The sequence below is a fragment of the Spongiactinospora rosea genome, from assembly GCF_003315795.1.
GTDB classification, from domain to species: Bacteria; Actinomycetota; Actinomycetes; order Streptosporangiales; family Streptosporangiaceae; genus Spongiactinospora; species Spongiactinospora rosea.
The window spans coordinates 162,569-184,121 of record NZ_QMEY01000014.1 but is presented as its reverse complement, the minus strand read 5'-3'; the positions used below and the strand labels follow the sequence as shown (position 1 = coordinate 184,121).

The window sequence follows — 21,553 nt, the reverse complement described above, 5'->3', positions numbered from 1 at the left end:
GGTCAGGAGGCGTGGGTGTCCTGCGGCTGGGCCGTCATAATGTCGGTCCAGGCCGGGGCGAGGTCGGCGTAGGTGCGGGCGGCGTGTTCGGCGGCCTGCTCGGTGACGTAGAAGGAGCGGGCGCGGTACCACTGGCCGTCGGCCGAGGCGACGATGGCCACGCCGGGTGTCTCGGCCGGGATGGCGCGGGCCGAGGCGAGCGCGGCGGGGTCGAGGTCGCCGAGGGTCATGGTGGCGGTCTCGGGGTCGTTGACCCGGTGGCAGATCCGCCCCGAACACTGGGCCCGAAGCGCGGTGACCCCGGGTCCAAGGTCGGAGCCGACGCGCTCGCCGCAGCAGAACAGGTAGATTCCGAACGCCCGCCCGAGCTGCGCCACCCGCAGCAGCGCAGTGGAGGTGTGGGCGATCTCGTCCTTCTCGCTCTTGTCGGCCATTAGGTACAGCTCGGCCAGTTCATCGACGAGGACCACGATCGGGGTCGGGCGCATCGCGGGCGGGAGCTGCCAGATGTTGCGGGCGGAGGCCATGCGGCACACGCCCATCCGGTCGTTCATCAACGCGACAAGGTCATTCAGCAGGTCGCCGCATTCGGCTCGGGTGGTGGCCAGTGCCGACAGCCGGGGCGCGTAGGGGGTGAACTCCACCCCGCCCTTGAGGTCGAACCCGACCAGCGCCACCGGCTGCGGCGCGAGCCCGATGAGCAGGGCGTTGGCGAGGTTGGACTTCCCCGATTGGGTGGCCCCGGCGTTCAGCCAATGCGGGACGGTGCGGAAGTCGATCGTCCACGGGCCACCGGTCTCCAGCCGTCCGACGGTGACCTTGAGCAGGTCGCCCGGCGTGGGCGAGGGGTCGATTTTGATCAGTGGGTCGCGGATGGTGGCGGCCAGCACCACCCGTCCGGGGCGTGGTGAGGTGACGCGTACGGCGTGCACGCCCCAGGAGTGGGCGAGCCGTTCGGCGGCTTCGGCGTAGTCGGCGGGGATCTGCCCTTCCAGGGTGTGCAGGGTGACGCGCCAGCCGTACCGGGTCGGGCACGGCGGCCACATGAACGGCTTGGTGTCCACGCTGATGCGCTGGAACTTGCGTTTGACCCGGACGACGCCGGTCGATGCGACCAGGCCGGGGACGGTGGTGAACCAGAACCGCTGCCGCTTCTTGGTCAGGCCGCAGCCGTGGGCGATCTTCCGCCAGGTCCCGATAACGCTGAGCGCGGTGAGCGGGTAGCCGACGATGAGCCAGTAGGAGCGGTGGTGCCAGTGGCGCCAGGCGCACAGCCCGGCCGCCGTGGCGGCCAGGACTGCGAGCAGCACGAGCGGGTCAGGCACCGGTGTTCGCCTTGGCCGGGAGGAGGGCGGTGGCGCGGTAGCTGATGCCCCAGCGGCCGGCGATCTCCCAGACGTAGCCGAGGAGGCCGACGGCGTTGACCGGGTCTCCGGCGGTGATGGGCGGTTCGCCGGTGATGCCGATCTTGAGGAGTTCGATCCGGCCGGACTCGTCTTCGACGGAGACGGTGACCTCGTAGACGGTGTTGCCGTTCTTGTCGGTCTTGATCTCGCCGGTGTCGCGGTTGAGGAGGCGTGGGCGCGGAGCTTTGACGCAGGTGATGGTGAGCTTGGCGGTGTCGACCGGGATCGGGACGGTGCGCATGGCGAATAGACCTCTCGTCGGCCTGCTGAGCAGGCGTTATGGGACGAGCGGTGCCGCGCCGTCAAATCCGGAGGCGGTAGCATCGAAGTGCCAACTAGGGTGCTTTCCGCATCCGGGCCTGGGCGGGTCTCCCGCTCAGGCCACTTTCATGTGTGGCCTTGGTTTCGTCGTCCGCAGGGCCGTTGGTGCGGTGCTGCCCGGTTCGGCCCTGGAACGCGAAAAGCGTTTGTGCTGGGCTGCGACCCTCCGGTTACGGAGAGTTCCAGCGACAACACAAACGCTACATCGCTCAGAGTGATTGCGCTAGTACTTTGAGTATCAGCACACGTACTTTTTCTACGAGTCTCTACGCTCCCACGCGGTCGGCCAGCGCCCGCAGGTCGGCGGGCACCGGATCCTGCATCGTCAGCAGGTCCGAGGTGACCTGCCGTACCAGCCGGTGATTACGGACCTGCTCCGGCGCGATCTCCTCCGCCTCCAGCAACGCGGCGGTGGCCGCCTCCACCTGACGCCGCTGAGCATGCGCCCGCGCCAGATCGATGCGCAGCCGCGCCCGCCGTTCCACCGACAGGCCGGAGACGTCCACAGTGGTCCCGACCCGCAGGGCATGCCCTGCGTCGCCGAGCTCCACCGCCACGGCCACCTCGTGCAGCACCACGTTCGCGGGCCCGAACTCGGTGTTGTAGTCGTTACGGCCCTCACCCAGCCGCGCGGCCATATCCCGTGCACCGGCCAGATGCCGGTATGCGGCATCGCCCTGGTTCAGCCGGGAGGCGGCCACCGCGCGCTGCAGCGTCAAGCCGCCCCACAATGACATCGCCTCCGGCTTGCCCTCGCCCGCCATGAACCACAGGGCATCGGCGGCGGTGCGGGCGATCTCCTCGGCCTGCTCGAAGTGCCGCGCCCCTAGGAAGACGAAGCCCAGCCGGAACGCCCCGGCCGCCATCATGAACGGATCCCCGGCCCGCTCGGCTGCGTTGATCGCCCGATCGCCTGCGATCCACGCGGCCTCCGGCTCGCCGAGCTTGGCCAGCGACGCCGAACACGCCTGATAGGCCGTGGCCAGCAGCCGGTACAAATCGGCCTGCTGCTTGGCCGAAGCCGACCGTACCCCGCTCTCCAGCGTGGGGATCAGGCCACGGAGCAGATTGGTCAGCTCCACGTACCGGCTGGCATGGGTCAGCTCCCACGCGCGGTCCACCTTCGGCGCAAGCTGGGAGGCGTGCGGCGCGGGAGCCGAATGCAGCATCGCCTGCAACGAATGCGCGCCCGACAGCAACAGCCGCAGTCCGGCCGTCCCGGGCGCCTCCTCTGTGGTGGCGGCGACCACCGGGGCTTCGGCGGCCAGTTCGGCCAGCGGCAGGTCCAGCACTTCGGCGACCTTCTCCAGCACCGACATGCGATCGACCTTGCGGACGCCGCGCTCGACCTGGGAGATCCACGCCACCGAGCGGTCCACCAGTTGCGCCAGCTCGACTTGGGACAGGCCGCGCCGTTTGCGTTCCTGGGCGATACGCCGCCCCAGCGCCCGCTGATACTCAGTATTCGCTTGGCTGCTCGCGTCGCTGGTCATGGCGTGGTGCCCTTCCCGCTGGTCAGTTCCAGCCGGTCGACCTCGATCGAGGCCAGCAGCTCTTCGCGTGCGGCGAGGAAGTGCTTGGTGTGGCCGGTGGCCTCGTGGGCGTCGAAGGCGGCGCGGTCGGCGTATAGCTCGTAGAAGATCCGCTGGAGCGGCTTGCCGTCCACGCGGTGGGCGGCGTAGACGATCGTGCCGGGCTCATCGCGGCGGATGGCCTCGATGGTGTCGGCCACCAGCCGATCGAACGCATCAGCGCTGGCCTCGTCCTTGCACGTGAATCGGACGACGAGTCCGAACATGGGGCACCCTCCCTCGGGTGTGGCGGAGCGGTCGGATCGCCGCCTGGTCGTTGGATCGGTCCTCGACGATCTGACCAGTACTTATTGTGCGGCGCAAGTACTCCAAGTCGCTTGTACTTGAAGTATAGCACCAGTACTTTAAATGCTGATAGCGCTATAGATGATCTGAGCTGCATGAACGCGAGGTCTCCCCGTGACGTACACCGACACTCCCCCCGCCTGCTCCGGCCGCCAGGCCCAGCGCCCCCAACGCTGGACCCGAACCTTCCCCGGCACCAAACGCCACATCGCCGAAGCCCGCCGATTCGTCACCACCTGCCTCGCCGACCACCCCGAAGCCGACACCGCCGAACTCCCCTTCTCCGAGCTCGCCACCAACGCAATCCGCCACACCAACAGCGGCCAGGCCGGCGGACGCTTCCAAGTCACCCTGCATCGCACCACCCGCCTGCTCCTGCTCACCGTCCTCGACGAAGGCGGCCCCACCACCCCCCGCCTCACCACCGCCGACGACCTCGACCTCATCGGCCGCGGCCTCCACCTCATCTCCCAACTCGCCAACGGCTGGGGCACCCACGCCACCCAATCCAGCCGTACCGTCTGGGCCCTGCTCCACCTCACCACCCCGCACCAGCCCGCTCAGTGATCAGCTACTGGTGCCTGGCACCCCACCCCCGACACCCCCAGCCCGGATACACCCCGCTGACCTGGACCCCACCACGCACCGACACCCGCCACCGCACCCTCGCCTGGACCTGCGACTGCCAGGAAACCGTCTACGAACTACGCGCCAGCGGCGGCCTGCTCTACATCACCCGAACCCGCACGCTCCCCATCAGTACCGACGTCAGCGAGACCCACCGCCTCCCCACCCGCGAAGGCTGGGACACCTGGCACGCACTCCTCGCCGGACACGCCCGATAGACATCACCTCGAGCGGAGCCCCCTGCTACACCAGGCTCGCGACACCAAGATCAATGGCACCGCAGTGCGTTGAGTTGGATGAGGACTTTCTCTACGTCTTCAAGGCCGGTCCGCCCGCGGCGGCCCGGCACGCGTCGGGCGATCGCTGGCCGCGCTGCGGCTCTTCGGCCGGTCGCGGCCAGCGTCGCCCATGCAGTCCAGCCGTCGCCACGACGGGAGCGATTGAAAGAAGGCTGTAGCCTCATCGCGGCGACGCATTCTGCCCGGACTGCTTTGCAACATCGCCGTATCCGACCGTCTTCACTGCGTCGTAAGCGAAGTTCAAAGAAACTGCAGTACCAGACCTATGTGCTCAATGACTTCCTTGCCGCCACCCGCACGTCCCTGGCACTCAAGACCGGTTCGTTAGGGGTGGCCAGGGCCGTGACGATCGCGGACTTCGGTGCTCACCGTACGAGCTGGGGCGATCGGCTCATTAGGGGATCATGGGTCGTGCGGTTCCGTCAGGGACCGTCACCTCTCGGCCCGGTGGTGTACGGCCCGCGATCGGTCAGCCGCTGGACGGCTAGCGACAGTTCGCCGGCACCACCGGGACGAGGGCGTCGGATCGGCATCAGGGAATCGCCCCGCGAGGGCCGCAGTAATGAGCTTCCGGCAGACGTCCTCCCCGTGATCAGAGGTGCAGAACGCCGATCGGAAGGACACGCACGTTGCACACGGTGGGCTGGGACTGGGGCGGCCGGACGCACTCGGTGACGGTACTCGACGCCCGCGGCGCGAAAGCGGCCCGTTGGACACTCCCGCACACCGAGGCCGGGATCACCTCCACGCTGCGCCGCCTGGCCGACTACGGCGACCCCGCCGAACTGCGGGTGGCGATCGAGACCAGCAAGGGCCTGGTCGTCGATCGGCTGCTGGCGGCCGGGCACCCGATCGTGCCCATCCACCCGGGTATGTTCACCGCGATGCGTCCCCGGTGGGGAGCCTCCCGCGCTAAAACCGACAGCGCCGACAGCTTCATGCTCGCCGACCTGGTCCGTACCGACGGCCATTACCTGCGGACCCTCACCCCCACCCATCCCAAGACGCTGGAGCTTCAGGCGCTGTCGCGGCAGCGCAGCGACCTGGTCGCCACCCGCACCAGCCTGACCAACCAGCTCCGCGCGTTGCTGGAAGCGCACTGGCCGGGAGCGACCCGGCTGTTCGCCACCATCGAGGCGGACATCTCCCTGGCGTTCCTGGAGCGCTACCCCACTCCCCAGGCCGCCGCCACGCTCACCCCCGCCCGGCTGGACGCCTTCCTGCGCCGTCACGGCTACAGCGGCGGCAAGAGCGGCGCCGACCTTATCCAGCGGCTGCGGTCGGCACCGGCCGCCGCCAGCCGGATCAGCGCCGAGATCATCGCCACGCTGGTCGGGACCCAGGCCGGCCAGGTCCGCGCCATCGTGCAGGCCATCAAGACGCTGGAAGCGGCGATCAAGCAGGTCTTGCACGATCACCCGTACGCTGAGCTGTTCCGGGCACTGCCCCGGGTCGGCATCGTCAATCTCGCCCAGATCATCGGCGAGGTCGGCCCGATGCTGGAACGCGGCCTGACCGCCGAGCAGCTCACCGCCGAGGCCGGTATGGCCCCGGTCACCCGGGCCAGCGGCAAGGTCCACGCGGTCGGATTCCGGCACGCCGCCAACCGCGCCGCCCGCAAGGCACTGCACACCTTCGCCGACAACAGCCGCCACGACGATCCCTGGGCCGCCGGCCTCTACCGGCGCGCCCGAGACCGCGGCAAGCGACACCCCCAAGCCGTCCGCATCCTCGGCCGCGGCTGGCTACGGATTATGTTCGCCTGCTTCCGCGACGGCACACCGTATGATCCCGCCGTTCATCACGCCCGGCACCGCGCGAATGCCGCTTAAAGAGGGCTGCCGCGGCGCTTCCGGTCCTCACTCGCTGGCGCTCGCTGCGGTCCGGGTCACCTTGCCACCGGAGCACCAGGGTTCTCGCCGCGCACCGGAACAGGGCGGACCCCCGCGAGAGTCCGACCGGCAAGGCTTCACCGGCGAGCACTCACGATCGTGCGAGCGCAGCCGATGGACAGCGGGCGTATGCCGGGCCGGAGACGCGGGGGTGATCTGCTCGGCGGGGTGTGGTCACACGGTGGAGGCGAGCCAGCCGATGGTCTCCACGGCGTGGACGCCGTTGCTCTTGACCGAGCCGGTGACCAGGACCTCGTTCAGGCGGATCAGGAAGCCCTGCTCGTTGACGTCGGCGATGCGGATGCCGGGCGGGTCGGAGCCGTTGAACGTCTGCGCGAACGGCAAGACGATCACCTGGGACCCGGCCGGGAACGGGGTGGGAAAGGTGACGCGGGTGAAGGTGGACGTGTTACCGCTGGCCGTCTCGACCGGATCGTCGGAGCCCAGCTCGACGACCCCGGTCTGGATCATGGACACGAAACGCTCTCCTTCCGCTATCAGGAACGACTCCCCCAGAATTCACTAGAGGTAGACATATCGATACTTACCGTTACGGAAGAGTGGGGTTCCTGACGTCGGGCCACGTGCTCAGGTTGACTCAGGAAACTGCCGCGGACCGACTCCGTCGGCCCTTGCCACCGAGCACCTTGGGCCGATGCGAAGGGATGAATGCAAGGGAATCTGGATCACCCCATGACGCCTTCCGTGCTACTGTTTTTCCGCACCCACAAGGGCGGGTGGCGGAACGGCAGACGCGGACGGTTCAGGTCCGCGTGTTCGAAAGGACGTGAGGGTTCAAATCCCTCCTCGCCCACCCATGGAGTTCTCCGGTCACCGCTAGATCGACCACTACGAAGGCCCGAGGGCACCCCGTACCCCAGACAGTCCTCCACTGGCACATGTCGGTAGTGGAGCTTGTCATCATGCACCTCTGCCGCAGCATGTCAGAGTGTCGAACAGGTAGGCCTCCTCCCGCAGGAACTCCGCCCAAGGTTTATCAAGTGCGTACTGACGGCCTCTGAACAGCTGCGACAGGGAGCGGCGAAGGGGAACTCCCCCCAAGTGGTGGACACGCTGATACTGGATCTTGCTTGATCCAGAGGAAGCGAGAAGACCGCCGATGGCGTTGAAGGACTACAGCGACGAGTTCAGGGCCGATGCCGTGGCCTTGTACGAGTCCACACCCGGGGCGACCTACAAGGGCATCGCCGCCGACCTGGCAGTGAGTAGGGGCAGCCTGCGCGAGTGGGTGGTACGAGCGCGTGCTCAGCGCGGTGAGGCACCGGGTAGACCGCCGACCGGCTCGACCACCGCCCGGAGTCAACAGCCCGCCGGCGCGGCCGATGAGGCCGCCGAGCGGATCGCCCAGTTGGAAGCCCGAGTGCGCGAGCTCGAGGCCAGCGAGAAGAAGCTCACCACCGAACGCGACATCCTGCGCAAGGCGGCCAAGTATTTCGCCGGGGAGACGTGCGCCGTGAGGCGTTGATGGTCCGTACGAAGGTGGAAGACCTTTGTCGTCCGTCCTGTCGTGGCAGGGCGGGGAAGCTGAGGGCAGCCTGGTCCGGGTGATGCCGGGGAAGGTGGCAAGCGGCCCTGACGAAGCCGGGACGTGCCAGTACTGCCAGATGGTGCGGGTCCGGTGAGCAAGGCGGAAAGGAGTACGCGAGGAACCGTCGTCATTACGTCCCTCAATGCGAGACCGGCTCGAACCTGGTGGATAGGGGCCGGGAGCGGCGCGCACCCGCCACCGGTGTGGTGGTCCGGGGAACTCCTGGGATGGTTTGTCTCTGCCGTCCGGGGAGGCCATGAGGAAGGCCCACGGCGTACTCATGGCGATGCCGCAGGGATGCAGGCGGGCTCCTCCTTCGCCGAGCGGATCACAGCGAACACGGGAACCACCCGGTTCCAGCTCCCGCGAGATGAGCCGCCAGCTCGGCGCGTGGGATAGGCGCATCGACCGCCGAATGGGCCGGGTGGGGCGGAGCCGCCATAGTACTTCGAGGCCGGGAGAGCCGGCCACTTGGGGAAGGGCGGCAGCGGAAGCGAGAAGACCTGGAGGCTGTAATGCCGAAAGATGCGCCCCCGAATGGGAGCGCCTGGCCAGATCAGGTCCCGTTGGGGCCTGGTCGGCGGGTATCGGAGATGCAGGCCAAGCTTCACCGTTGGGCGGCGGCCGATCCTGGCCGCCGGTTCGAGGACCTGTTCAATTTCGTGCATGACCCGGCGACGCTGCAGGTGGCGTTCGACCGGGTGGCGGGCAACCGGGGTGGCCGGACCGCGGGCGTGGACGGTGTGACCGCCGCCGATGTCCAGGAGCGGATCGGCCTTTCGGGCTTCCTGGATGACCTGCGCACTCAGCTCAAGACGGGTGCGTTCCGGCCGTTGCCGGTGCGGGAGAGGCTGATTCCCAAGCCGGGCAGGGCCGGGAAGGTGCGGCGGCTGGGCATTCCCGTGATCGCCGACCGGGTCGTCCAGGCGGCGCTCAAACTGGTGCTGGAGCCCATTTTCGAGGCCGGCTTCCTGCCGGTCTCTTATGGATTTCGGCCTCGGCGACGAGCTCAGGATGCGATTGCCGAGATCCAGCACATGGGCACCCACGGGTATCGCTGGGTGCTGGATGCGGACATTGCGGCGTGTTTCGACGATATCGATCACGCCGCGCTGATGGACCGTGTCCGTGACCGGATCAAGGACAAGAAGGTCCTGGCTCTGATCAAGGCGTTTCTCAAGGCCGGGATCATGACCGAACTCGGTGAACGCCAGGACACGCCTGCCGGGACACCGCAGGGCGGGATCATCTCTCCATTGCTGGCCAACATCGCGCTGTCGGTGCTCGATGAGCATCTGCACGGGCCGTGGCGGCCGGGCGGGGTGTTCTCCTCCCCGAAACGGAGGACCACTCTGCGGGCCAAAGGGGCCGCGACCTGGCGCATCGTCCGCTACGCGGACGACTTCGTCGTCCTGGTCAACGGCTCCGAAGAGCATGTCCACCAGGTGCGCGAAAAGATCGCTCAGGTGCTGGCCCCGATGGGGTTACGGCTGTCATCGGCCAAGACCCGGATCGTGCACATGAGCGAGGGGTTCGATTTCCTGGGGTTTCACATCCAGTGGCGCCGCAAGCGAGGCACGAATACCTGGCACGTTTACACCTTCATCGCCAAGGACCCGATCCGGCGGCTGAAGGCGAAGATTCGTGCGCTGACCCGCAAGACCTCACCGTTGAATCTGGACGCCCTGCTGGCCCAGCTGAACCGGGTCATGGGCGGATGGGCGTTCTACTTCCAGCATGCGATCGCCAAGCGCGTGTTCGCCAACCTGGACGCCTTCACCTGGTGGAGGCTGGCCAGGTTACTGCGCCAGCGGCATCGCTGGAGCTGGAAGGAGTTTCGCCGACGGCACACCACGCCCACTGGGCGATGGCTGCCGTTCTCGGCGAACGGGGTCACCTGGCGCGGCATCGAGAAGATCCCGGTCACCCGGTATCGCTATCGCGGCGCGCGTATCCCCAGCCCATGGGTTCAACCAGCCCATTAGACGGCAGCATCCGTGGAGAGCCCGGTACTCGGAGACGGGTACGCCGGGTTCGGAAGGCGGTCCGGAGAAACGGACCGGTCGCAAGACCGGCACCGCGCTCCGGGCCGACCTTACGCACTGGTGAACCGCTTCCAGTTCGTCTGCGACCATGCCGACACCTTCGGGGTGAAGCGGTTGTGCCAGGTGCTTGGCCTGAATCGGGCCAGCTACCACAAGTGGCGCGACGGCGCCCAGGCCCGCGCCGCCCGCGAGGCCGCCGACCAGGCGCTGGCCGAACAGATCCGGACGGTCCACGCCGACCTCGACGGCACCTACGGATCACCGCGGATCACCGCCGAACTGCGCGAGCAGGGTATGACGATCAACGAGAAACGTGTCGCGCGGGTGATGCGGAAGTTCGCCATCGTTGGGCTGCGTCTGCGTCGGCGCGTACGCACCACCATCCTCGAGCCGTCGGCCACGCCGGTGCCGGACCTGTTCAAGCGGGATTTCACCGCTACCGAGCCGGGCTGTAAGTACTTGGGCGACATCACCTACCTGCCCCTCGGCGACGGGGAGTTTCTCTACCTGGCGACTGTCCTGGACTGCTTCAGCCGCCGGCTGGTGGGCTGGTCGATCGCCGACCACATGCGCACCGACTTGGTCGCCGACGCACTGAGGATGGCTGCGGCGACCCGCGGTGGCCTGACCGACTCGATCTTCCACAGCGATCATGGAGCGCAGTACACCTCCAAGGACTACGCCGTCCTCTGCCACGCGCTGGGTGTCACCCAGTCCATGGGAGCCGTCGGAACCAGCGCCGACAACGCCGCCTGCGAGAGCTTCCACGCCTCCCTCAAACGAGAGACGCTCCAGGGCGAGCGCCACTACGGCGATGCCGCCACCTGCCGCCGCACGGTCTTTCGCTGGCTCACCCGGTACAACACCCGAAGGAGGCACTCGGCCAACGGGCAGCTCAGCCCGACTGCCTACGAACGTCTACACGAGGAAAGATCAGCTAGGGTGTCCCTGGCTGCATGACACACCCCAACGCGTGTCCACTTCCGTGGGGGAAGGCCCGTTCTTGACGGTCAGCACGTTGACCGCCCGCGCGAACTCCTCGTGCGGCAGCCCGAGCGGCAGCGCGTCGCACCGGCCATCCCGCTCTGGCGATCAACGAGCCGGGCGTAGCCGGGTACCGAAGTGCGCTGCGGTCCGTGTCGCGCTCAGTTCCACTGCGGCGTGAAGGTCACTCATGAGCGGCTCGGGGATGACGCCGGTGCCCAGGCCGGCCGTCTCGATGGCCGCGCTGAGCGTGTTCTGCTGGGCTGGTGTGAGCGCTGCGCGGCATGCCTGATGGGCGAGCAGGTCCCGCGCCGCGTAGCCGTCACCAGCGGCCAAGACGGTGTCGATGAGCCGGGCGATGATTGACGCCCTCTCACCGAGGCCCTCTATGAGGTCGATCATGGTCAGTCCGAGGCGGGTATGGAAGACGATCAGTCCGGCCGCGGGCTGGAGGGTGGAATGCTGCCGGCGCATGGCCGTGATCTCGGCGTCGCGACCAGGTGCTCCCATGGGTCGGTACAGATGGTGTCGTTCAGGAGCGTTGTTGGCGGCGTCGCGGTGTCCGGCCAGGCAATAAGCCGTCCTGCCGAGCCGTCCTGCCGGCCGACCAGCACAGCGCGCCCCGCAAGCGGCCCACCGAGGGACTGGACTTACTAGGACGTCCAACTATATTTTCAGCAGTGAACGCCCGCGGTGCAGGGAAGCCGGTGTGAATCCGGCACGGTCCCGCCACTGTGACCGGGGATGTGCGTCATCGCTCGACAGTGCCACTGGCGACAGCCGGGAAGGCCGGATGACGTGCGCTGATCCGGGAGTCAGGATACCGGCCGCGGGTCAGGCAGTGTTGTCCACGAGGATGGAGCGAACACGCATGGCATCGGAACGCGCCCGCGACCCAGGTGATCCGACCATGACGGCGGCGATCAGCCGCTGACCCGTCGCCCGCACGCTCATCCCGCGTGCCCGTCCTCGGATCCACCTGGTGAAAGCAGGCATGCATGATCCGCGAGTTGACCCACTTCATCGGCGGCGAACACCTCTCCGGCTCTTCGGGAGCCTACGGTGAGGTACACGACCCCAACACCGGCCAGGTCCAGGCGAGAGTCCCGCTGGCATCCGCAGAGGAGGCCAGGGCGGCGATCGCCGATGCCACCGCGGCCCAGCCCGGCTGGGCGTCCTGGAACCCGCAGCGCCGCGCGCGCGTACTGCTGGAATTCCTCCGGCTGGCGCAGGCCGAGCGCGAGTCCCTGGCCCGGCTGCTCTCCGCCGAGCACGGCAAGACCATCGCCGACGCCCACGGCGACCTCCAGCGCGGCCTGGAGGTGGTCGAGTTCGCCGCCGGCATCCCCCACCTGCTCAAGGGCGAGTTCACCGACAACGCGGGCGGCGGCATCGATGTGTACTCGATGCGGCAGCCGCTGGGCGTCGTCGCGGGGATCACGCCGTTCAACTTCCCGGCCATGATCCCGCTGTGGCAGGCGGCACCCGCCATCGCCTGCGGCAATGCCTTCGTGCTCAAGCCCTCCGAGCGCGACCCGTCGGTGCCGGTACGGCTGGCCGAGCTGTTCGCCGAAGCCGGCCTCCCACCCGGCGTGCTGAACGTCGTCCACGGCGCCAAGGACACGGTGCGGACCCTGCTCACCGACCCGCGCGTGGCCGCGGCGTGTTTCGTCGGCTCCACCGCCGTCGCCGAGCAGGTCTACACGACCGCGACGAGCCACGGTAAACGCGCCCAGTGCTTCGGCGGCGCGAAGAACCACCTGATCGTCATGCCGGACGCCGATCTGGACCAGGCGGCCGACGCGCTGGTCGGAGCCGGGTACGGTTCGGCGGGCGAGCGGTGCATGGCCATCTCGGTGGCCGTGCCGGTGGGCGAGGGCACCGCCGAGGCGCTGCTGGAGCGGCTCGTGGACCGGATCGGGAAGTTGCGCGTGGGCCGTTCCGACGATCCGGCGGCCGATTTCGGCCCGCTCGTCGGAGCAGACGCCCTGGAACGGGTCCGCGGCTACCTCGACATCGGCGTGGCCGAGGGCGCCGAACTGGTGGTGGACGGACGGACGGCCGCACCGCCCGAGCCGGGCGGCTTCTTCATCGGCCCTTCGCTGTTCGATCGGGTCACCCCGGACATGCGGATCTACCGGGAGGAGATATTCGGCCCCGTCCTGTCCGTGGTCCGGACCGATGACTACGAGCAGGCCCTGCGGCTGCCGAGCGAGCACGAATACGGCAACGGGGTGGCGATCTTCACCCGCGACGGCGACACCGCGCGCGACTTCACCCGCCGGGTGGACACCGGCATGGTGGGCGTCAACGTGCCCATCCCCGTCCCCGTCGCCTACCACTCCTTCGGCGGCTGGAAGCGCTCGATGTTCGGCGACCTGAACCAGTTCGGCACCGACTCCATCCGGTTCTTCACGCGCACGAAGACCGTCACCTCGCGCTGGCCATCGGGGACCAGGCAGGGCGCCAGTTTCACCATCCCGACGATGGACTGAAGCCGATGCCCACGCTGACACAAGAACAGCTCGCCATCGTGGACGCCGTCCGCGACTTTTCCCGCGAGCACCTGGCTCCGCACGCGATCGACTGGGACCGCCGCAAGCACTTTCCGGTGGACGTGCTGGCCAAGGCGGCCGACCTGGGGCTCGGCGGCGTGTACGTCGCCGAGGAGTACGGTGGCTCGGCGCTGTCGCGGCGCGACGGCGTACTCATCTACGAGACGCTGGCCACCGGCTGCCCCTCGATCGCCGGTTATGTCTCCATCCACAACATGGTCGCCTGGATGATCGATCACTACGGCGACGAGGCCCAGCGTTCGCGCTGGCTGCCCGGCCTGTGCTCGATGCGGACCCTGGCCAGCTACTGCCTGACCGAACCCGGCGCCGGCTCGGACGCGGCGGCGCTCGCCACCAAGGCGGTGCGCGACGGCGACAGCTACGTCCTTTCCGGGGTGAAGCAGTTCGTCTCAGGGGCGGGCGCGTCGCAGGTGTACGTGGTCATGGCCCGTACCGGCGCCCCAGGCCCGCGCGGCGTCTCCGCCTTCGTCGTCGAACGGGACGACCCAGGGCTGTCCTTCGGCGCCAACGAGGAGAAGATGGGCTGGAACGCCCAGCCCACCCGGCAGGTCATCCTCGACGGTGTCCGGCTGCCCGCCGACCGGCTGCTCGGCGGGGAGGGCAACGGCTTCCGGATCGCGATGAACGGCCTCAACGGTGGCAGGCTCGGCATCGCGGCCTGTTCCCTCGGCGGCGCGCGGGCCGCCCTGGACGCCACCACCGCCTACCTGGCGGACCGGCACGCCTTCGGCGCGCCGCTCTCGCGCGCTCAGGGCCTCCAGTTCCGCCTGGCCGACATGGCCACCGAACTGGAGGCAGCCCGTGCCCTGCTGTGGCGGGCCGCCACGGCGCTGGACGAGGGCGATCCCCAGGCGGTCGAACTGTGCGCGATGGCCAAGCGCTTCGTCACCGACACCGGGTTCGCCGTGGCCGACCGCGCGCTGCAACTGCACGGCGGTTACGGCTACCTCACCGAATACGGCATCGAGAAGATCGTGCGCGATCTGCGGGTGCACCAGATCCTCGAAGGGACCAATGAGATCATGCGCGTCATCGTCGCCCGCGGCCTGACCGGGGCCGCCTGATGGACGTCCAGACCACCCGCTCCGGGCAGATCGGCCAGATCCTCCTCAACCGGCCGAAGGCGCTCAACGCCCTCACCCACGACATGGTCCGCCACCTCGAAGTCGCGCTGCGGGAGTGGGAGGACGACGAGACCATCGAGGCCGTGCTCATCAGCGGCGCGGGTGAACGCGGGCTGTGCGCCGGAGGCGACATCCGTTCCATCTACCACGACATCCGGCAGGGTGGCGCGGCCACGCCCGCGTTCTGGCGGGATGAGTACCGGCTCAACGCGCACATCGCCCGGTACGGCAAGCCGTACGTCGCGATCATGGACGGCCTGGTGATGGGCGGCGGCGTCGGGGTGTCGGCGCACGGCGATGTCCGGATCGTCACCGAACGCACCAGGCTGGCCATGCCCGAGACCGGCATCGGCCTGATCCCCGACGTGGGCGGCACCTACCTGCTGTCGCGCGCCCCCGGTGAGATCGGCCTGCATCTGGCGCTGACCGGGGCGTCGATCGGCGCGGGCGACGCCATCGCCTGCGGGCTGGCCGACCATTACGTGCCCGCGGCGGAGCTGACGGCCTTCTGCGACGCCGTGGCGGAGCGCGGGGTGAACGCCGCGGTGGCGGTGTACGCCCACGAGGCCCCGGCCGCGGCTCTCACCGGAGAGCGTCCCTGGATCGACGCCTGCTACGCGGCCGAAAGCGTGCCGGAGATCGTGGAACGCCTGCTGGAGGCCGGCGAGAGCGCGGCCAGGGAGGCGGCCGAGCGGATCGGCGGCAACTCCCCCACGGCCCTGCGAGTGGCCCTCGCCGCGATCCGCCGGGCGAGACTTCTGAGCACGCTTTCGGAAGTGCTCCGCCAGGAGTACCGGGTCTCCTGCCGGGCGTGGCGTCACCCGGATCTGGAGGAGGGCATCCGCGCCCAGGTCATCGACAAGGACCGCGCGCCGCGCTGGGCGGCACCCGCCTCGGCCGAGGAGGTCGAGGCGTTCTTCGCCCCTCTCGAAGGTCAGGAGCTGGAGCTGTCATGACGATCGCCTTCATCGGCCTGGGGAACATGGGCGGCCCCATGGCCGCCAATCTTGTCAAGGCCGGACACGACGTGCATGGTTTCGACCTGGACGAAGCGGCGCTGGAACGCGCGGCGGCGTCGGGTGTGCGGGCGGCGCGTTCGGCGGCCGACGCGGCCGGTGACGCCGACCTGGTCATCACCATGCTGCCCACCGGACGGCACGTCCTTGACTGCTATGCGGACATCGCGCCCACGACGCGGGCGGACACGTTGTTCGCCGACTGCTCCACCATCGACGTGGCCGACGCGCGCGCCGCCGCGCGCTCGGTGGCCGACGCCGGGCATCGGGCCCTCGACGCACCCGTCTCCGGCGGCGTGATGGGAGCGACCGCGGCGACGCTGACCTTCATGGTGGGCGCGGCCGACGCCGACTTCGCCGCCGCCGAGCCGGTGTTGTCCGCCATGGGGCGCAGGGTCGTTCACTGCGGCGGGCCCGGAGCCGGGCAGGCGGCGAAGATCTGCAACAACATGATCCTGGGCGCCTCGATGATCGCCGTCAGCGAGGCGTTCGTCCTGGGCGAGCGGCTGGGATTGCCCCACCAGGCGCTGTTCGACGTGGCCTCGGCCGCCTCCGGGCAGTGCTGGGCATTGACCGTCAACTGCCCGGTGCCGGGTCCGGTGCCGGGCAGCCCCGCCGGCAACGGCTATCGCCCGGGATTCGCCGGGGCGCTCATGGCCAAGGACCTCGGCCTGGCCGCCAACGCCGTACGCGCGCACGGCGTCGCGGCGGAGATCGGCCTTCGCGCGGCGGAGATCTACGCCGCCTTCGCCGAAGGCGACGGGGCCGGGCAGGACTTCTCCGCCGTCATCAATTCGATCAGGGAACGCTCATGACCAGGTACGAAACGATCCTCACCGAGACCAAGAACCGGGTCGGCCTCATCACGCTGAACCGGCCCAAGGCGCTCAACGCGCTCAACCTCCGGCTCATGGGCGAGGTCACCGCCGCGGCGGCGGACTTCGACCGCGACCCGGAGATCGGTTGCCTGGTGATCACCGGCTCCGAGCGGGCGTTCGCCGCCGGGGCCGACATCAAGGAGATGCAGCCCAACGACTACATGGACGTCTACCTCAGCGACTGGTTCGCCGCCTGGGACCGGCTCGGCCAGATCCGCAAACCCACCGTCGCGGCGGTGTCCGGGTATGCCCTGGGCGGCGGCTGCGAGCTGGCGATGCTCTGCGACATCGTGCTGGCCGCCGACACCGCGGTCTTCGGCCAGCCGGAGATCAAGCTGGGGGTCATCCCGGGCATCGGCGGCTCCCAGCGGCTGACCCGCGCGGTCGGCAAGGCCAAGGCGATGGAGATGTGCCTGACCGGCCGGACCATGGACGCCGAAGAAGCCGAACGGGCGGGCCTGGTGTCCAGGGTCGTCCCGGCGGCCGACCTGCTCGGCGAGGCGCTGGCGGTGGCCGAGACCGTCGCCGGCATGTCCACGCCCATCGCGATGATGGCCAAGGAGAGCGTCAACCGGGCCTTCGAGACCACCCTGGCCGAAGGCGTGCGCTTCGAGCGGCGGCTCTTCCACGCCACCTTCGCCACCGCCGACCAGAAGGAGGGCATGGCGGCCTTCACCGAGAAGCGCGCCGCGACGTTCGTCAACCGCTGAGCCCGGCCGTTCCCGGCCGACCGGCCGGGAACGGCCACCAGGTCAGAAGTCCGCGTCGAAGCTGACCGAGCCGGTCACGCCCACCTGGTAGGCCGAAACCCGGCGCTCGAAGAAGTTGGCCAGCTCCTGCACGTCCTGGAGTTCCATGAAGGCGAACGGGTTCTTGGCCCCGTACAGCGGCTCGATGCCGAGCTGGGCCAGCCGCCGGTCGGCGACGTGTTCCAGGTACGCGCGCATGTCCGCGATCGACATCCCCGGCACGCCCTGGCCCAGCAGGTCTTCGGCGAACTGCGCCTCGCAGTCCACCGCCTCGGTCAGCATCTCCCTGACCTGAGCGGCAAGCTCGTCGTCGAACAGGTCCGGCTCCTCCTTGCGCGCCACGGCGACCACGTCGAAGGCGAAGGCCATGTGCATGGACTCATCCCGGAAGACCCAGTTCGTGCCGGACGCCAGCCCGTTCAGCAGCCCGCGCGAGCGCAGGAAGTAGACGTAGGCGAAGGCACCGTAGAAGAACAATCCCTCGATGCAGGCGGCGAAGCAGATCAGGTTGAGCAGGAAGGTCTTGCGGTCCTCGCGGGTGTTCAGCTCCTTCAGATCACCGAGCGAGTCGATCCACCTGAAGCAGAACTCCGCCTTGCGCCGGATCGAGGGGATGTTCTCCACTGCCGCGAACGCCTCGAACCGCTCCTGCTCGTCGGGCACGTAGGTGTCCAGCAGGTTCAGGTAGAACTGCACGTGCACGGCTTCCTCGAACAGCTGCCTGCTCAGGTAGAGCCGCGCTTCGGGCGCGTTGACGTGCTGGTAGAGGTTGAGCACCAGGTTGTTGGCCACGATGGTGTCGCCGGTGGCGAAGAACGCGACCAGGCGACCGATCAGGTGGCGCTCGGCGGGCGACAACTTGGACAGGTCGGCGAGGTCGGAGTGCAGGTCGACCTCCTCCACGGTCCAGGTGTTCTTGATCGCGTCACGGTAGCGCTCGAAGAACAGCGGGTAGCGCATCGGGCGCAGGGTCAGGCTCATGCCCGGGTCGAGCAGCATCACTGGCACGCCTCACAGGATTCGGGGTTCTCCAGGGAGCAGGCAACGACCTCATCGGGCTTGTCCGCGACGGGGACGGTGGCCTGCTGGATGCGGGTGGCGGGGCGGGAGCGCAGGTAGTAGGTGGTCTTCAGGCCGGACTTCCAGGCGTACAGGTACATCGAGGAGAGCTTGTCGATCGTCGGTGCGCTCAAGAACAGGTTGAGCGACTGGCTCTGGTCGATGTACGGCGAGCGCGCCGCGGCCATGTCGATCAGCGCGCGTTGCGGCAGCTCCCAGGCGGTGCGGAACAACCGCCGCACGTCGCCGGGCAGTTCGGCGATGCCCTGCACCGACCCCTCGGCCTGCCGGATGGCGGCCCGCACGCGCTCGATCCACAGCCCGCGCGCCTTCAGCTCGGCCACCAGGGCGTTGTTGATCTGCAGGAACTCCCCGCTCAGGGTCTCGCGCTTGAACAGGTTGGACACCTGCGGCTCGACGCACTCGTAACATCCGGCGATGGAGGCGATGGTGGCGGTCGGCGCGATGGCGATCAGCAGGGAGTTGCGCAGGCCGTGGGCGGCGATCCGCTCGCGCACGGCGGCCCAGCGCCCGGCCTGGGTGCCCTCCACGCCCCACAGGTCGTGCTGGAGCTTGCCGCGCGCCGCCCACGTCTGGTCGTAGGCGGGGTGCGCGCCGAACCGTTCGGCCAGTCCGGCGGAGGTCTCCAGCGCGGACAGGTAGATCTCCTCAGAGATCCGGGTGGACAGTTCCCTGGCCTCGGCGGAGTCGAACGGCAGCCGCAGCTTGAAGAACACGTCCTGCATGCCCATCACGCCCAGGCCGACCGGACGCCAGCGCGGGTTGCTCGCCGCGGCCTGCGGGGTCGGGTAGTAGTTGATGTCGATCACCCGGTCCAGGAAGGTGACCGCGGTGCGCACGGTGGCGCGCAGCCGTTCCCAGTCGATGCCCTGCCCGGCCAGGTGTGCCGCGAGGTTGATCGAGCCGAGGTTGCAGACCGCGGTCTCATCGTCGCTGGACACCTCGATGATCTCGGTGCACAGGTTGGACAGGTGGACCACGTTGCCCGGCTCGGCCGCCTGGTTGCACAGCCGGTTGGCGGCGTCCTTGAAGGTCATCCAGCCGTTGCCGGTCTGGGCCAGGGTGCGCATCATCTTGGCGTACAGGTCGCGGGCCTTGATCTGGCGGACGTACCGGCCGGCCTCCTCGGCCGCGCGGTAGGCCGCCTCGAACGCCTCGCCCCACAGGTCGGGCAGTTCCGGCAGCTCGCTGGGGTCGAACAGCGACCACATGCCATCGGATTCCACCCGGCGCATGAACTCGTCGGGAATCCAGTTGGCCAGGTTCAAATTGTGCGTACGGCGGGCGTCCTCGCCGGTGTTGTCGCGCAGCTCCAGGAATTCCTCGATGTCCGGGTGCCAGGGTTCCAGATAGGCACAGGCCGCGCCCTTGCGCCTGCCGCCCTGGTTGACCGCGGCCACCGAGGCGTCCAGGGTGCGCAGCCACGGGACGATGCCGTTGGAGTGCCCGTTGGTGCCGCGGATCAGCGCGCCGCGCGAACGCACCCGCGACCAGGAGATGCCGATCCCACCGGCGAACTTCGACAGTTGCGCCACCTGGGCGTACCGCTCGTAGATCGAGCCCAGCTCGTCGCGGGGCGAGTCGACCAGATAGCAGGAGGACATCTGGGTGTGCCGGGTGCCGGAGTTGAACAGCGTCGGGGAACTCGGCAGGTAGGCCAGCGACGACATGAGCCGGTAGAAGCCGATCGCCTCGGCGGGCGTCTCGGCCAGCCCGCACGCCACCCGAAGCAGCCAGTACTGCGCCGTCTCCACCACCAGCCGCGTGGACGGGTGGCGCAGCAGGTAGCGGTCATGGACCGTGCGCAGGCCGAAGTACTCCCAGCGCAGGTCCGCGTCCAGGTCGATGGCGTCATCCAGCTTGCGAGCGTTGACTTCGACGAACTCGGCGGTGCGGTCGCCGATCAGGCCCTCGGCGTGTCCCAGCCGGATCGCCTGGCTGAAGGAGGCCACGCCCTGCCCGCGGACCTCCTTGCCGATATATGCCGACAACAGCCGCGCGGCCAGGCGGGAGTACTGCGGCTCCTCGCCGATCATCTCGGCGGCGGTCTGGATCGACAGCCGGTCCAGTTCGGCGGTGGTCGCCCCGTCGTACAGCCCGCTGATCGTCTTGGTGGCCACCCGCAGCGGGTCGATGTCGGCCAGATCGCCGGCGCAGCGTTCCACCGCGCGGACGATCTTGCCGACATCGACCGGTTCGGCGATGCCGTTGCGCTTGCGGACGTGCATCTGCGTCCGACGCGGCGCGGGCGCCTCTCCCGCCGGCAGGTCTTCGGTGACCGTCACAGCTCTCTCCTCGCGAACTCGGCCAGGTCTCGAGAACACGCGCAGGAGGCGCCGGCAGGGGCGCGTACAGCCTCGCGCCGGTACCGTCGGCCGTCCCGCGCGGCCTCGGAGCAGCCGTACACGATCGGCCGCGTACGGCGCGGCCGGCAGGTCTTCGGACTCGTGGGCATGCTCGTGACGCCTACTGGCCGTCGCTTCCCAGACCCATGGCCCAGTGCGATTGACGGCGGTCGTTCCCACTCACCGCTGCGGGGCAGTCCCGGATTTCCACCGGGTTCCCTCTTGCCCCGACCACCCTGGCCGGGCGGCCGGACCGGCTGCAAGAACACCATATATAGAAGGGATCAAAAAGTCACACCCAACATCTCGTGTTGTGATGGGTCGCACAAGGCGCCGAGGCCGGGCCGGCCCGGTAGCGGACGGCGAAGCCGGTCGAAGCGGGCGGCGCCGAGGGGATCGGCCCCGCGGCATGGCCGGGCGCCGCTCTGATGGCGCGCTGTTCTCCCGGCGGCCGGTTGGCCTTATTGTGTGAACGCAGTCGGTTCGCCCTACCGGCCAGGTGGGGTGTCGCAAGAGGGAACCCGGTGGAAATCCGGGACTGCCCCGCAGCGGTGAGTGGGAACGACCGCCGTCATCTGCACTCGGGCTCGACACCCGGGGAAGCGACGGCCAGTAGGAACGTGCGAGACGCCCGCGAGTCCGAAGACCTGCCCACTGCCCGCGCGCGTCCGCGCGCGGCGACGTCAACGGCCTCGAGGGCGGGTCGGAGGAGCAGCCGGGCAGGCCACACGTGCCCGCGCTGCGGCCGTGCCTTCGTTCGAGCGCCATCGGATGTCTTCCGTGAC

The 21,553-nt window shown here is 68.9% G+C and carries 18 protein-coding genes, 1 tRNA gene, 1 pseudogene and 3 riboswitches; of the genes and pseudogenes, 12 read left to right on the top strand and 8 right to left on the bottom strand.

The annotated features are described in order from the left end of the window. Window positions 1-2: 2 nt before the first annotated feature. From DP939_RS28165 to DP939_RS28150, 4 genes are all read right to left on the bottom strand, one after another. Entirely contained in the window at window positions 3-1,325 is a 1,323-nt protein-coding gene (locus DP939_RS28165) for an FtsK/SpoIIIE domain-containing protein (RefSeq protein ID WP_113983798.1), read from the bottom strand. Then, entirely contained in the window at window positions 1,318-1,647 is a 330-nt protein-coding gene (locus DP939_RS28160) for an SCO3933 family regulatory protein (RefSeq protein WP_113983797.1), read from the bottom strand. Before DP939_RS28160 ends, DP939_RS28165 begins: the two co-directional genes overlap by 8 nt. A 346-nt stretch (window positions 1,648-1,993) precedes the next feature. After that, a complete protein-coding gene (locus DP939_RS28155; RefSeq protein ID WP_113983796.1) occupies window positions 1,994-3,220 on the bottom strand; it encodes a helix-turn-helix domain-containing protein in 1,227 nt (408 codons plus the stop codon). Next, entirely contained in the window at window positions 3,217-3,525 is a 309-nt protein-coding gene (locus DP939_RS28150) for a putative quinol monooxygenase (protein WP_113983795.1), read from the bottom strand. The genes DP939_RS28155 and DP939_RS28150 overlap by 4 nt, the downstream gene beginning before the upstream one ends. 193 nt (window positions 3,526-3,718) lie before the next feature. Between DP939_RS28150 and DP939_RS28145 the strand changes: the two genes are divergently transcribed. The 3 genes from DP939_RS28145 to DP939_RS28135 all read left to right on the top strand — a co-directional run bounded on the left by DP939_RS28145 (window position 3,719) and on the right by DP939_RS28135 (window position 6,362). Further along, a complete protein-coding gene (locus tag DP939_RS28145) occupies window positions 3,719-4,171 on the top strand; it encodes an ATP-binding protein (RefSeq protein WP_113983794.1) in 453 nt (150 codons plus the stop codon). Next, entirely contained in the window at window positions 4,168-4,449 is a 282-nt protein-coding gene (locus tag DP939_RS28140; RefSeq protein ID WP_113983793.1) for a hypothetical protein, read from the top strand. The genes DP939_RS28145 and DP939_RS28140 overlap by 4 nt, the downstream gene beginning before the upstream one ends. Window positions 4,450-5,168: 719 nt before the next feature. Further along, complete coding sequence (locus DP939_RS28135; RefSeq protein ID WP_113983840.1) at window positions 5,169-6,362, top strand: IS110 family RNA-guided transposase; 1,194 nt, start codon at window positions 5,169-5,171, stop codon at window positions 6,360-6,362. 234 nt (window positions 6,363-6,596) lie between these two features. Here the strand turns inward: DP939_RS28135 and DP939_RS28130 are convergent, their stop codons facing one another. Continuing rightward, a complete protein-coding gene (locus DP939_RS28130; protein WP_225878545.1) occupies window positions 6,597-6,893 on the bottom strand; it encodes a hypothetical protein in 297 nt (98 codons plus the stop codon). Between the two features lie 260 nt (window positions 6,894-7,153). Between DP939_RS28130 and DP939_RS28125 the strand changes: the two genes are divergently transcribed. The 4 genes and pseudogenes from DP939_RS28125 to DP939_RS28110 form a co-directional block, all read left to right on the top strand. Continuing rightward, window positions 7,154-7,236 (top strand) — tRNA-Leu (locus DP939_RS28125). Window positions 7,237-7,542: 306 nt separating this feature from the next. Then, a complete protein-coding gene (locus DP939_RS28120; protein ID WP_113983791.1) occupies window positions 7,543-7,908 on the top strand; it encodes a transposase in 366 nt (121 codons plus the stop codon). Window positions 7,909-8,564: 656 nt separating this feature from the next. Further along, a complete protein-coding gene (ltrA, locus tag DP939_RS28115; protein ID WP_199565458.1) occupies window positions 8,565-9,956 on the top strand; it encodes a group II intron reverse transcriptase/maturase in 1,392 nt (463 codons plus the stop codon). Between the two features lie 117 nt (window positions 9,957-10,073). Next, window positions 10,074-10,976 (top strand): annotated as a pseudogene (locus DP939_RS28110) (IS3 family transposase); the annotation flags it as partial. A gap of 132 nt (window positions 10,977-11,108) precedes the next feature. On the opposite strand, the gene DP939_RS28105 reads toward DP939_RS28110, so the two are convergent. Beyond that, a complete protein-coding gene (locus DP939_RS28105) occupies window positions 11,109-11,510 on the bottom strand; it encodes a hypothetical protein (RefSeq protein ID WP_113983788.1) in 402 nt (133 codons plus the stop codon). Between the two features lie 164 nt (window positions 11,511-11,674). Then, window positions 11,675-11,846: riboswitch (cobalamin riboswitch) on the top strand. Between the two features lie 152 nt (window positions 11,847-11,998). Between DP939_RS28105 and DP939_RS28100 the strand changes: the two genes are divergently transcribed. From DP939_RS28100 to DP939_RS28080, 5 genes are read left to right on the top strand one after another with little or no spacing between them, the layout of a single operon-like run. Then, the gene (locus tag DP939_RS28100; protein WP_113983787.1) at window positions 11,999-13,495 is read left to right on the top strand and encodes a CoA-acylating methylmalonate-semialdehyde dehydrogenase; all 1,497 of its coding nucleotides are present in this window, start codon (window positions 11,999-12,001) and stop codon (window positions 13,493-13,495) included. Between the two features lie 5 nt (window positions 13,496-13,500). After that, a complete protein-coding gene (locus DP939_RS28095; RefSeq protein ID WP_113983786.1) occupies window positions 13,501-14,640 on the top strand; it encodes an acyl-CoA dehydrogenase family protein in 1,140 nt (379 codons plus the stop codon). Then, window positions 14,640-15,656, top strand: coding sequence for an enoyl-CoA hydratase/isomerase family protein (locus tag DP939_RS28090; RefSeq protein WP_113983785.1), 1,017 nt, complete (start codon window positions 14,640-14,642; stop codon window positions 15,654-15,656). Before DP939_RS28095 ends, DP939_RS28090 begins: the two co-directional genes overlap by 1 nt. Next, window positions 15,653-16,531 carry a 3-hydroxyisobutyrate dehydrogenase gene (mmsB, locus tag DP939_RS28085; RefSeq protein ID WP_113983784.1) on the top strand — a complete coding sequence of 293 codons (879 nt, stop codon included), beginning with the start codon at window positions 15,653-15,655 and terminating at the stop codon, window positions 16,529-16,531. Before DP939_RS28090 ends, mmsB begins: the two co-directional genes overlap by 4 nt. After that, a complete protein-coding gene (locus DP939_RS28080) occupies window positions 16,528-17,304 on the top strand; it encodes an enoyl-CoA hydratase (protein WP_113983783.1) in 777 nt (258 codons plus the stop codon). The genes mmsB and DP939_RS28080 overlap by 4 nt, the downstream gene beginning before the upstream one ends. 42 nt (window positions 17,305-17,346) lie before the next feature. On the opposite strand, the gene DP939_RS28075 is transcribed toward DP939_RS28080, so the two are convergent. Further along, window positions 17,347-18,342, bottom strand: coding sequence for a ribonucleotide-diphosphate reductase subunit beta (locus DP939_RS28075; RefSeq protein WP_113983782.1), 996 nt, complete (start codon window positions 18,340-18,342; stop codon window positions 17,347-17,349). After that, window positions 18,342-20,708, bottom strand: a complete 2,367-nt coding sequence (locus DP939_RS28070; RefSeq protein WP_225878541.1) for a ribonucleoside-diphosphate reductase subunit alpha — start codon at window positions 20,706-20,708, stop codon at window positions 18,342-18,344. The genes DP939_RS28075 and DP939_RS28070 overlap by 1 nt, the downstream gene beginning before the upstream one ends. A gap of 128 nt (window positions 20,709-20,836) precedes the next feature. Further along, a riboswitch (cobalamin riboswitch) is annotated at window positions 20,837-21,036 on the bottom strand. A gap of 194 nt (window positions 21,037-21,230) precedes the next feature. Continuing rightward, window positions 21,231-21,437, top strand: a riboswitch (cobalamin riboswitch). Window positions 21,438-21,553: the final 116 nt, after the last annotated feature.